The sequence below is a fragment of the Streptomyces sp. NRRL S-495 genome (assembly GCF_000966955.1).
Classification (GTDB): domain Bacteria; phylum Actinomycetota; class Actinomycetes; order Streptomycetales; family Streptomycetaceae; genus Kitasatospora; species Kitasatospora purpeofusca.
Genome location: NZ_JZWY01000373.1, coordinates 1 through 11,490, shown reverse-complemented (window position 1 = coordinate 11,490; position 11,490 = coordinate 1). Strand labels below are relative to the sequence as shown.

Below are 11,490 nucleotides of genomic sequence, written 5' to 3'. Positions count from 1 at the left end.
ACGAGTCGGCGGCTCGTCGGCGGCGCGCCGGTGGCGCCTCGGGCCCGGCCGCGGATGACCCGGCCGCCGTCGGCCGGTTTCGGGGCGGGTGGTGGTGGGCACGGTGGCGGGCATGCTGTCGGTAGTGGTCGCCCCCTGGGGCGGGGAGCCGGTGTTCGAGCGCGGCGGGGACGAGCCGCACGACGCCGCGAGCACGATGAAGATCGCCGTCCTGGCCGCCCTGCACCGCGCCGGGGCCGACCTCGACGAGGCCGTGCCGGTGGTGAACTCCTTCGTGTCGCGGGCGGGCGGGGAGTTCGCCAACGATCCGGACCGGGACAGCGACCCCGTCCCGTGGCGGCTCCTCGGCGGCACCGCGCCGCTGGGCCTGCTTGCCGAGCGGATGATCACCCACTCGTCCAACCTCGCCACGAACCTCTGCCTCGCCCGGGCCGGTCACCAGGCCGTCGCGGAGGTCTGGCGGCGCGCGGGCGCCACCCGGAGCGGCAGTCCGCGCGGGATCGAGGACTACCCGGCGCGGGACGCGGGCCTGCACAACCGGGTGACGGCCCGCGACCTCGTCCGGCTGCTCCAGTCCCTGGCCGGGGAGCCGGAGTTGCTCGCGCTGCTGGAGCGCAACGCGTTCCGGGTCGACCTCGCGGCCGGGCTGCCGCCGGGGACCGGGGTCGCGTTCAAGAACGGCTGGATCCCCGGCGCGCGGCACTGCGTGGGTCTGGTGCGGCCCGAGGACTGCCCGCCGTACCTGCTGGCCGTCTGCTACACCGGCCCGCTGGCCTCCGGTGCGGACGGGGCGGAGGACGATCCGGCGGCCCGGCTGCTCGCCCGGGTCTCGGCGGCGGTCTGGGCCCGCCGGCACTCGGTCACCGGCGCGCCGGCCGCCGGCTGACACCCGAGGGCGGTCGGCCGGCGGCCGGCGGAGAGTCGGTAAGTCGGCCTGTCAGCCCGTCAGTAGGGCTTCACCAGGAAGTGCGCCGCGCCCGGGATGCCGACCTTCAGCAGCTCGTCCTCCTCCGGCGTGGTCGGCGTGCCGGTCTCCTGCTTGAGGATCGCCCGGGACAGCGCCTGCACCCACATGGCGCGCGGCCGGCGGCGCTCCTCCCAGGCGGCCAGCGCGGCGGGCACCGTCTCCGCCGCGTCCAGGCTCTGGGCGAGGACGAGCGCGTCCTCGACGGCCATCGCCGCGCCCTGGGCCAGGTGCGGGGTGGAGGCGTGCGCCGCGTCGCCGGCCAGGACCACTCGGCCGACGTGCCACGGCTCCTCGACGGTGACCTGCGAGATCCGCGAGTAGACCACCGCGGCCGGGTCGGTCACCTGCGCCAGCGCCTCGGCGATCGGCCCGCCGAAGCCCGCCAGCCGCTCGCGCAGCTGCTCGTGGGCCTGCTCCTGGTCCGGCCGGAAGTCCTCGGCCTCGGCGAACACCGAGCCCAGGTACATGAGGTCGTCGCTGATCGGGGTGAGCAGCGCCTTGGCCTTCAGGTTGCCGGTGGACATCACCACACCCTGCACCTCGGGCGAACGCGGCAGGGTGACACGCCAGTTGGCGAAGCCGGTGTACTCGGGCGCGTACTTCTCGCCGTAGAGCCGCTTGCGCAGCGGCGAGCCGATGCCGTCGAAGCCGACCACCAGGTCGTAGCGCTCGCTGCTGCCGTCGCTCAGGGTGACCGCCACCTGCTCGCCCTCGTCGGCGAGTTCGGTGATCGTGGTGCCGAACCGCAGGGTCGCCCCGGCGGCGGTGGCGGCCTCGCCCAGCACCCGGGCCAGCGCGGGGCGGGGGATGCCGTTGTTGGACGGTGCCCCGTCCATCCGCGGCTGCGGGATCTTCGCGAGGATGCCGCCGGTCGGGTCGCAGATGGTGAGCACCTCCCACTCGAACCCGGCTGCCAGGCACTGCTCCAGCACACCGATCTCGCGCATCACGTGCAGCGCGTTGGACGGCTGGATGATGCCGACGCCCAGGGCCTCCAGGGCGTCGCGCAGCTCGACGACGTCGACCCGGTGGCCGCGGCGGGCGAGGGCGGTGGCCGCGGTCAGGCCGCCTATGCCGCCGCCGTGGACGAGGACGCGCAGGGGTGGGGTCATGACGGGGTGCTCCAAGGTGTGGTGGGAGAGAGGTGGGGAAACGTTTCAGCGGACCGGCGCGCCGGCCGACAGCTCCATGAGGTGGTCGACCAGCGCGAGCAGCAGGTCCCGCCCGAACGACCGCACCCGCACGTCCCCGATCAGCATCGGGACCTGCGGGTCGAGGTCGAGGGCGGCCCGGATCTCGTCCGCCGTACGGGTGTTGTGGCCGTGGAAGCAGTTGATCGCGACCACGAACGGGATGCCCCGGCTCTCGAAGAAGTCGATCGAGGCGAAGCTGGTGTCCAGCCGGCGGGTGTCGGCGATCACGACGCCGCCGAGCGCGCCGTTCACCAGGTCGTTCCACATGAACCAGAAGCGCTCCTGTCCGGGCGTGCCGAACAGGTAGACCACCAGCTCCGGGTTGACGGTGATCCGCCCGAAGTCCAGGGCGACCGTGGTGGTCTCCTTGTTGTCCACCCCGGCCAGGTCGTCGACGCCCTCACTGGCGCGGGTCAGGTACTCCTCGGTGCGCAGCGGCGCGACCTCGCTCACCGCGCCGACCAGGGTGGTCTTGCCGACCCCGAAGCCGCCGGCGATGAGGATCTTGACGGCCGCGGCGACGGCGGTGGCGGTGGCAGGGGCGGGGGAGGAGGGCGAGGAGGAGGGAGAGGAGGGGCGAGGTGCGGATGGTGCCATGGTTCAGAGCCTCCGGAGTCCTTCACGTACGGCCGTCAGCAGCCCGAGGTCCAGACCGCCGTCCCCGGCGGCCCGGGCCACCGAGATCGGGGCCCGGGCCAACAGCATTCCCTGGGCGATCAGGTCGCCCAGGAGGATCTTGGTGACCGACACCGGCAGGTTGAGTCCGGCGGCCACCTCGGCCACCGCGGCCGGCCGGCGGCACCGTTCGAGGATCAGCCGGTGCTCCGGCTGGAGCCCGCGCGGACCGGACGACCGGGTGGCGAGCGCCTGGTCCGCGAGCTCCTCCACCGTGGTCATCAGCGTGATCAGGGTGAGGTCGTCGCGCTCCGGCGCCGTCCGGCCGCGGGTGATGGTGTAGGGGCGCACCATCGTGCCCGCGCCGTAGTCGTCGTCCTCGTCCTCTTCGGGCAGCTCGCTCCAGTGCGGCCTCACCGGGGATTCACCCCCGGTTCCTGGCGGCGAAGGCGTCGAACTCGCTGCGGACCGGCGTGGTGAGCTTCTGGCCGACCTGCTGGACGAGCTGGTGCATGGCCACCGACATCACCTCGGCGTCGACCTCCTGGTCGGCGACCACGGCCAGGTGGGTGCCCTGCGCGGCGGCGATGACGAACAGCCAGACCTCGGCCAGCTCGACGATCACCTGGTGGACCGGGCCGCCGTCGAACAGCTGGCCGATGCCCCGGGCGAGGCTCTGCTGACCGGTGGCCACGGCGGCCAGCCGCTCGGCGTCGGACCGCTCGATGGTGCGGGAGTGGCTGACCACCAGGCCGTCGTCGGAGAGCAGCACGGCGCTTCTCGTCCCGGGGACCGTGTCGACAAGTCCGTCCAGCAGCCAGTCGAGGTCCTGGTGGGTGGCGATGGTGCGGTTCATGACTGCTCTTCCGTCCTCGTGGTTCGGGGGTCCGCGGCCGGGAGGGCCCAGGGGGAGGGACCCGGCGCGGGAGTCGGGGTTCCGGTGGCCGTGGGGGAGGCCGGGCCGGACGGGGGGAGGGTGCCGCGCCCCGGTGGCAGGGCGCCGGCCGCGGGGCCGCCGGCGGGGGACCGGTCCTCCGCGGTGCCGAGGCCGCGGGCGGCCCGGGACTGGCGCTGGAAGGCGCCGACCGTGGCACCGGAGCGGCGCGGCGGGCGCTGGAACGGGCCCTCGGCGGTTCCGGATCCGGGGGCGTTGCCGGTCGCGTTCCCGAAGCCGGATCCGTAGCCGGTTCCGAAGCCCGGTCCGTAGCCGGTTCCGGTGCCCGTCCCGGCCGCGCCGTACGGGGTGCGGGGCGGCGGCGGGATGCGCAGCTCGGCGGCCAGGCTGGCCTGGCGCACCCGCTGGGGCAGTGGCGGCTGGAGACCGCTGCTCGGGGCGCCCGGGGCGCCCGGGGCGCTCGGGGCCTCGGCCGGGGGGTCGGCCGGTGCGACGGCGGACCCGGGGAGCGGGTTCGCCGGCTGCCCGTCGTGCTGCCGCCGCTCCGCCAACCGGTAGTGGTCGGCGGGCCGGTACTGCTCGTCGGCGTACGGCGCTTCGGCGGGCATCACCGTCGCGTAGGCGATGTCCGGGTAGGCGGGAGGGGCGTCCCCGGCGGAGTGGGGGGAGGTGTCGTAGGGCTGCCCGTCGTAGCCGAAGCCGTCCCCGGCGGGGGCCGGCGAACCGTGCTCGACCGGCTGGCCGTGCTCGGCCGGCGGGTGCAGATAGCCGTCCGCCTCGACGCCGGGGAAGGCGCCGTCGCGCTCGCCGAAGACGTCATGCGCGTCGAAGACGTCGGAAGTACCGAAGCCGTCGGGCTCGCCGAAGCCGTCGTCGTGCTTCCCGAAGTCGATTCGGACCGGGGCGCCGAGGAGCTCGTCGTCCGACGGGGGCACGTACTCGACGTACCCGAACGCCTGGGCCTGGGAAGGTGCCTGGGCGCCGGAGGCCGCGCCGGGGGTGACCACGGGGGCGCTGCCGGCGGAGAACCAGTCGCCGCCGGCCTGGCCGGGGTGCGGAGCGGCGTCCGTCTGGGCCGCGCGCTCCTCCTCCTCGTCCACCGCGACGACCGCCGACGAGGTCGTGGTGTCCGCCGTCCGCACGGGCTCCGTCGTGGCCGGGACCGCCGGGGAGGGCATCTCGGTCACCGAGGCGAGCGGCACGGGCGACTGGGCCCGGTCCGCCGGACGCTGCCGCCGGGCGAGCGGGATCGGCGTGACCGCCGCGTTGTCCGGCAGCCCGGAGTCGCCGTCGAGGATCAGCTCGCCGGGGACGAGCACGACCACCCTGGTCCCGCCGAACGCCGACGGCCGGAACTCGATCTGCAGGCCGATCGCCGACGCCAGCCGGGCCACCACGTGGAAGCCGAGGCGGATGTCGTCGCCGCGCGCCAGCATGTCCGTACGGGGCGCCTCGTCCGCGAGCGCGGCGGCCATCAGGGCGTTGGCCGTGTCGTACTGCTCCGGGTCCATGCCCAGGCCGCGGTCCTCGATCTCGATCGCGAGCCCGCGGCCGACCACGGCCGCCCGGACGTCGACCGGCGTCGGCGGCTTGGAGAAGCTCGCCGCGTTCTCCATCAGCTCGGCGACCACGTGCGCGATCGGGCCGACCGCCCGCTCGGAGAGCCACGGGTGGCCCTCGACGTCCAGCACGATGCGGCGGTACTCCTGGACCTCGCCCTGCGCGGCGCGCAGCACGTCCAGCAGCGGCACCGGCTTGCGCCACTTCCGCTGCGGCTGGCCGCCGGCCATGATGACCAGGTTCTCCTCGTAGCGGCGCAGGCGGGCGGTCAGGTGGTCGAGGTCGAACAGGCCCTCCAGGACCTCCGGGTCCTCGTGCCGCCGCTCCAGGGCGTCCAGCTTGCGCAGCTGCTGACCGATCAGCAGCTGGGTGCGGCGGGCGATCCGCTGGAGCAGCCGCTCGAAGCCCCGGTGCTGCTCGGCCTGCCGGACGGCGGCCCCCAGCGCGGAGGTGCGGGCGAGGTTCATGGCCTGGCCGAGCTGCGCCAGCTCGTCGCCGCCGCGGGCGTGCGCCCCGGCGGTGATCGCCCGGCTCTCCGCCTCGACGTCCACCTGCTCACCGCGGGCCAGCCGCTCGACCACCTCGGGCAGGGTGTGCTCCATGTCCTGCGCCTGGGCGTGCAGGTCGTTGATCCGGCGGCGCAGCGAGCGGGTCAGCCGCCAGCTGGCGAGGACCACGACGATCACCGCGAGCAGACCGATCACCGAGGTCAGCGCGACCCGGGTGAGCAGCGAGAGGATCGAGCCCTTGCCGACCTCGACCACGCCCTCGGTACGGGTCTCGATGACCTTCACCAGCTGCGGGTTGACCTGGTCGACGGCCTGCCGCCACTGGTCCTGGAGCTGCGGCAGCCGGACGGTGCCGGTGGCGTCGGCGACGGCCGGGCGGGTGAGCGCCTGCTCGACGGCGGCCTTGGCCTGCCACGCCGGACCGCTCATCAGCTCGGACCAGGCGGCCCGCTCGCCGGCCGGCACATAGGGCACGACCTGGACGGTGAACAGGTGGTCCTGGGCGCCGATCGCCTGCTGCACGAGCTGGTAGTCGGAGGCGCTGAGCTTGCCGGACGGCCAGCCCCGGGCCAGGATCGCGTCCTCGCGGGCCAGCATCTCCTTGGCCCAGAACGAGTTGACCAGGGTCTTGGAGATCCAGGTGACCTCACCGGTGTCGACATGGCTGAGCGCGGTGAACAGCCGCAGGTCGACCGCGATCAGGTCGGTGTAGTACGCGTAGACGCCCTGCTGGTCGGTGGTGCCCTTGTCGACGAGGGCCCGCTGGTCGCCCAGCTTCTCCATCGCGCGCCGGGCCTCGGCGACGGCCGTGCGCACCTCGGTGGGCGCGCTGTCGGCGGTCTCGCCGGACAGGGTCTGGAACTTCTCCACGGCCTCGTCGGTCAGCTGGCGCTGGCGCTTCAGCTGGTCGGTGACGCTGCCGGGCCGGGCGAGCGCCTCGGCGCTGAGCCGGCGCTCCTCCTGGAGGTTGTAGTAGACGATGTTGGACGGCTGTCCTGCCTTCTGTGCCAGCAGGCCCTGGGCGGCCAGGCGCTGGAAGTCGAAGAAGGTCACGCCGCTGGTGACCGCCCAGAGGGCGGCCAGGGCGATGCTGGGGACGAGGGCCAGGACGAGCAGAGCCGTCCGCAGCGACAGGCGCGGTCGACGCCTGCGGGGGGCCTTCGGCGTCGGGGGCCGCCGATTCGCACGCGCGCGCAGAGCTGACTCCTTGGGGCTGGCGGTCGGCCTGCGAGGGTCGGACCGTCCGGGGCACGGGCTTTATGACGAAGCGATACTAGTCATACGGTGTGTTAGGAGTGAAAGCCCGTTCGATCTTCGGGCAGTGCACACACAAGTCCTTAACATCGCGGTAGTACGCGGTTCACGCCCGGACAGGGTCTCCCGGCGGTGCTCCGGCACTCCTCCGGGGCCGGTCGGACGGTGTCTGCCGCCGGTTCGCCCCGCTGTCGGGACGTGCCCGTCGGAGGAAGAACGGGAAGGCCCCCGGCGGAGGTTCACCGCCGGGGTTCCCGACCGGGGTTCCCGACCGGCGTTCCCGACCGGCGTTCACAGCCGGGACCGCGGCCTCGCCGCTCGGCCCCGGGACGGGTGGGGGAGGATGGTGCCATGACCGACGACAGCCTGCCCGTCCGCAGCCGGGCGGTGGCCGACGCACTCGCCGAGGCCGGACTTCCCGGCGAGGTCCGCGTCCTGCCGGACTCCGCCCGCACCGCCGCCGAAGCCGCCGCAGCCCTGGGCTGCGAGGTCGGCGCCATCGCCAACAGCCTGGTGTTCGTCTGCGACGGCGCGCCGCTGCTCGTGATGACCAGCGGCGCCCACCGCGTCGACACCGACCATCTCGCCCGCGAACTGGCCACCGGCCCGATCACCCGGGCGAGCGCCGCGCAGGTCCGGGAGGCCACCGGCCAGGCCATCGGCGGAGTCGCCCCGGTCGGCCACCCCGCGCCGCTGCGCACGGTCGTGGACACCGCCCTCGCCGGCCACGCCCTGCTGTGGGCCGCCGCCGGGCACCCGCACACCGTGGTGCCGATGACGTACGGGGAACTGCTGGAGCTGACCGGCGGCACCCCGTCGACGGTGGTGCCGCCGGTGTAGCGGACCCGGGGCTCGGCGTGCCCGGGGTCCGGCGGGCCCCGGGTCGCCCCCGGGGCCGCCGGCAAGGTGTTACGCGATGCCGAACGCGGCGGCCCAGCGGGCCGGCCCGGACGGCAGCGGGTGCCGGGCCGGGTCCAGGCTCAGGGCCATCCACGCCTCGTCCGGCGCGTCGACGGTGAGCGTGATGCCGTGCTCCGAGGCCCGGCCGAAGCCGAACCGCGGGTAGTACCACGGGTGCCCGAGCAGGATCACGAACCGCTCGCCCCGGGCGCGGGCGGCGTCGAGTCCGGCCCGTACGAGGGCGGAGCCGGCGCCGGACCGCTGGTGGTCGGGGTGCACGGACACCGGACCCATCGCGAGCGCCGGGGTGTCGCCGATGAAGGCACGGGTGAGCAGCACATGGCCGACGGGGCCGGCCTCGGCCCGGGGGGTGACGACGATCGAGAGACCGTCGATCCATGCCTCGTCGGCACGCAGGGCCTCGACGAGATCGGCCTCGGACGGCCGCCCGAAAGCGGCGACCGTCAGCTCGTGGACGGCCGGGAGGTCGCCGGGCCGCTCGACCCGGGTGTGCCAGGAGAAGGAAGGCAGGGAAGAAGGCAGGGAAGAGGACGGGGAAGAAGACATGGGAGTCCCTTGGAGAAGGGGCCCCGGAGAGCGAAGGGCGTCAGACCGGGACCCGGGAGGTGAGTACAGTCCGGGTGCCGCGCAGCACGTGCGCAGCGGCTGTCACCGCGACCACAATTCACCTTCCCTGTCTCCGTGACGGACCTCGCGCGAGCTCGAACGGCCATCGGGCCGGGCTCGCCGATCGACGCTAACACGGGCCCCGGACGCGGCGCGAAGGGTTTTCCGCACCGCCCCGGGCAGCCGTTCCCGCCGCCGCGGTGCTCAGCGGCGGCGGGCGGCGCGGGCGACCACGAGCAGGAACAGGCCGCAGACCGTGACCACCACCCAGCCGGCCCGGGAGGCGGCGGCGAGGCCGGCCGGGGCCGCACCCGCGACCAGACCGCCGGCGATCGCGATGCCCACCGCCGAACCGAGCTGGCGGGCCGTGGAGGTGATCGCCCCGGCCACCCCCGCGCGGTCCGCCGGGAGTCCGCCGACGGCCGTGTTGGTGATCGGCGCGTTCGCGAAGCCGAAGCCGACACCGAGCAGCAGCAGGGCGAGCAGCAGGGCGGGCAGGTCGGCCGCACCGGACAGGCCGCCCGTGCTGGACAGGCCGCCCACGCCGTGGGATCCGCCCGCGCCGTGCGGGGCGTCGTCGACCAGGAACGCCCGGGCCAGCAGCAGCGCCCCGCCGGCCGTGGTGAACCAGGCCGCGAGCAGCAGCGGCCGGCGCGGCCCGCCCCGGCCCACCAGGACGCCGGACAGTGGCGCGCACACGGTCGCGCCCAGCGCCATCGGCAGCGAGGCCAGCCCGGCGGCCAGCGGCGTCCACCCCCGGGCGTGCTGGAGCTGGAAGGTGGTGAGCAGCAGGGTCACCGTCAGCGCGACGAACACCGCCACCGCGCCCAGTACGGCCGTACTGAACGCCGGCCGCCGGAACAGCCCGAGGTCCATCAGCGGTTCCTCCCGGCCGCGTTCGGCGAGCACGAACCCGGCGGTCGCCGCCGCGGCCGCCGCGTACCCGGCGAGCGCCCAGGGCGACCCCCACCCGATCCGCGGTCCCTCGATCAGCACGGCCACCGTCGCGCTCACCGCGACGGTGAGCAGGAGCTGGCCGGGCAGGTCCGGCCGACGGGCCCGGGGCGCGCGGGACTCGGGCAGGAAACGGACGCTCAGCAGCACGGCCGCCAGCACCACCGGCACGTTCACCCAGAACACCGAGCGCCAGCCGAGGGCCGCCACCAGCGCGCCGCCGGTGACCGGCCCGGCCGCCATGCTCAGCCCGAACACCGACGCCCAGACCCCGATCGCCCGGGCCCGCTCCCGGGGGTCGGGCATCGCGTTCACCACGATCGCCAGCGCCACCGGGCTGAGCATCGACGCGCCCACCCCCTGGAGGGCGCGCGCCGCGACCAGCGCGCCGGCCGACGGCGCGAGCGCGCACACCAGCGAGGCGAGGCCGAAGACGACCAGTCCGCACTGGAAGACCCGGCGGCGTCCGAACCGGTCCGCGAGGGCCCCGGCCGAGATCAGCAGGCTGGCCAGGACCACGGTGTAGGCGTCCACGATCCATTCCAGGTCGCGGGTGCCGACGCCCAGCCCGTGCCCGATCGCGGGCAGGCCGACGTTGACGATCGTGGTGTCCAGGCCGACCAGGAACAGGCTCAGCGCGCAGACCGCGAGCACGGTCCACCGTCGGCGCGCGCTCAGCTTGGGGGAGCTGGTCGCGGGGGAGGTGGTCATGGGGGCGCCTTCCGGTCGGAGCAAGGGCACGGGTCGTGCTGGTGGTCGCCATGGTCGGACCGGCGGTGGGCGGTCGCCCAGGGTCCTTGCGGAAACCGCAAAACGGCGGGCGGGGCAGAATCGCCCCCATGGACGCCGACCCCGCTGATTCCGTAGGCCCCGTTGATTCCTCCGAGCCGGACCGCCCGGCCGAGGCGGACACCACGCCCGTCGCGACCGACGACGTCCAGGGGATCGTCGACGCCATCGGGCCCCGGCTGCGCGCGCTGCGGCTCGGCCGGGGCCTCACCCTGGACGCCTTGGCCGTGATCACCGGGATCTCGGTGAGCACCCTCTCCCGGCTGGAGTCCGGCCACCGCCGCCCCACCCTCGATCTGCTCATTCCGCTCGCCCGCGCCCACCGGGTCGCCCTGGACCACCTGATCGCCGCCCCCGCGACCGGCGACCCCCGCCTCCACCTCCGGCCCCGCCACCGGGACCCCGGCAGCGTCCTCGTCCCGCTCACCCAGTACCCGGGCCGGGTGCAGGTCTTCAAACAGGTCCTGGCCCCGCGCGAGCCCAGACTCGTCAGCCACGTCGGCTACGAGTGGCTCTACGTCCTCGCGGGCGAACTCCGCCTCCTCGTCGGCGACCGCGACTTCACCCTCCACCCGGGCGAGGCCGCCGAGTTCGACACCGCCGAACCCCACTGGTTCGGCCCCGCGGGGACCGAGGCGGTCGAGATCCTCCACCTCTTCGGCCCCCACGGCGATCAGGCCGTGCTCCGCACCGGCGCGGCCTCGGGGTAGCGGGCGGGACGGGCTTCGCGTGGGAAGTCGGCCGGCCCGACTTCCCGCGCGGTGCGGCGTCTCAGTGCGCGAACTGCTGGGTGGGGCGGTGGCCGAGGGCGAGGGAGACGGCTTCGAGGGCGCTGGTGAAGGAGACCTCGCTCAGCACGCCCGGTGCGGCGACCTGGTCGCCGACCAGGTGGACGCCGTTGCCCCGGTCGACGGCGGGACGGTCGCGCCAGGTGGTTCCGGGGCGGTCCACGGCACCGGTGCGGCCGGTGGCCACGGCGGTGCGGCGCCACTGCACACGGTCGGACCAGCCCCGGAACCCCAGGTCCAGCAGGTGCTCGGCCCGGGCCAGGCCGGACTCCCTCGACTCGTCCGGGGCGAGCGGCAGCTGAGCCTGGACCAGCTGTTCGCCGGCCGGTGCCAGCCCGGCGTCCTGGGTGGTGAACCGCTCCACCCAGCCGGTGCCGTCGAGGTCCGAGACGAAGAAGGCGTCGCCGCGCCGCGACCGCAGCGCCACGTCCAGCAGCAG

At 74.9% G+C, this 11,490-nt stretch carries 10 protein-coding genes and 1 pseudogene; 3 read left to right on the top strand and 8 right to left on the bottom strand.

Translation table 11 applies throughout. From position 1 onward, the window contains the following. Positions 1-112 precede the first annotated feature (112 nt). Positions 113-886: a serine hydrolase gene (locus VR45_RS19690; RefSeq protein WP_045941112.1), complete on the top strand. Its 774-nt coding sequence runs from the start codon at positions 113-115 to the stop codon at positions 884-886. A 59-nt stretch (positions 887-945) separates the two neighbouring features. Here the strand turns inward: VR45_RS19690 and VR45_RS19685 are convergent, their stop codons facing one another. The 5 genes from VR45_RS19685 to VR45_RS19665 all read right to left on the bottom strand — a co-directional run bounded on the left by VR45_RS19685 (position 946) and on the right by VR45_RS19665 (position 6,792). Beyond that, on the bottom strand, positions 946-2,079 hold the full coding sequence (locus VR45_RS19685; RefSeq protein ID WP_045941107.1) for an FAD-dependent monooxygenase: 1,134 nt from the start codon (positions 2,077-2,079) through the stop codon (positions 946-948). A gap of 45 nt (positions 2,080-2,124) precedes the next feature. Beyond that, positions 2,125-2,757, bottom strand: a complete 633-nt coding sequence (locus VR45_RS19680; protein WP_078896667.1) for an ATP/GTP-binding protein — start codon at positions 2,755-2,757, stop codon at positions 2,125-2,127. Between the two features lie 3 nt (positions 2,758-2,760). After that, positions 2,761-3,129, bottom strand: coding sequence for a DUF742 domain-containing protein (locus tag VR45_RS19675; RefSeq protein ID WP_045941110.1), 369 nt, complete (start codon positions 3,127-3,129; stop codon positions 2,761-2,763). A 70-nt stretch (positions 3,130-3,199) separates the two neighbouring features. After that, the gene (locus VR45_RS19670) at positions 3,200-3,631 is read right to left on the bottom strand and encodes a roadblock/LC7 domain-containing protein (protein WP_045941106.1); all 432 of its coding nucleotides are present in this window, start codon (positions 3,629-3,631) and stop codon (positions 3,200-3,202) included. Next, complete coding sequence (locus tag VR45_RS19665; protein ID WP_063772512.1) at positions 3,628-6,792, bottom strand: nitrate- and nitrite sensing domain-containing protein; 3,165 nt, start codon at positions 6,790-6,792, stop codon at positions 3,628-3,630. The genes VR45_RS19670 and VR45_RS19665 overlap by 4 nt, the downstream gene beginning before the upstream one ends. A 552-nt stretch (positions 6,793-7,344) precedes the next feature. On the opposite strand from VR45_RS19665, the gene VR45_RS19660 reads away from it, so the two are divergent. Then, on the top strand, positions 7,345-7,833 hold the full coding sequence (locus VR45_RS19660; RefSeq protein ID WP_045941105.1) for a YbaK/EbsC family protein: 489 nt from the start codon (positions 7,345-7,347) through the stop codon (positions 7,831-7,833). A gap of 69 nt (positions 7,834-7,902) precedes the next feature. Here the strand turns inward: VR45_RS19660 and VR45_RS19655 are convergent, their stop codons facing one another. Together VR45_RS19655 and VR45_RS19650 are read right to left on the bottom strand one after the other, a co-directional pair. Continuing rightward, complete coding sequence (locus VR45_RS19655; protein ID WP_045941104.1) at positions 7,903-8,460, bottom strand: N-acetyltransferase; 558 nt, start codon at positions 8,458-8,460, stop codon at positions 7,903-7,905. A 264-nt stretch (positions 8,461-8,724) separates the two neighbouring features. Further along, on the bottom strand, positions 8,725-10,185 hold the full coding sequence (locus VR45_RS19650; RefSeq protein ID WP_045941103.1) for an MFS transporter: 1,461 nt from the start codon (positions 10,183-10,185) through the stop codon (positions 8,725-8,727). A 128-nt stretch (positions 10,186-10,313) separates the two neighbouring features. Between VR45_RS19650 and VR45_RS19645 the strand changes: the two genes are divergently transcribed. Continuing rightward, positions 10,314-10,973: an XRE family transcriptional regulator gene (locus VR45_RS19645; protein ID WP_078896666.1), complete on the top strand. Its 660-nt coding sequence runs from the start codon at positions 10,314-10,316 to the stop codon at positions 10,971-10,973. 61 nt (positions 10,974-11,034) lie between these two features. Here the strand turns inward: VR45_RS19645 and VR45_RS19640 are convergent. Next, positions 11,035-11,490, bottom strand: a pseudogene (locus VR45_RS19640) (FAD-dependent oxidoreductase); the annotation flags it as partial.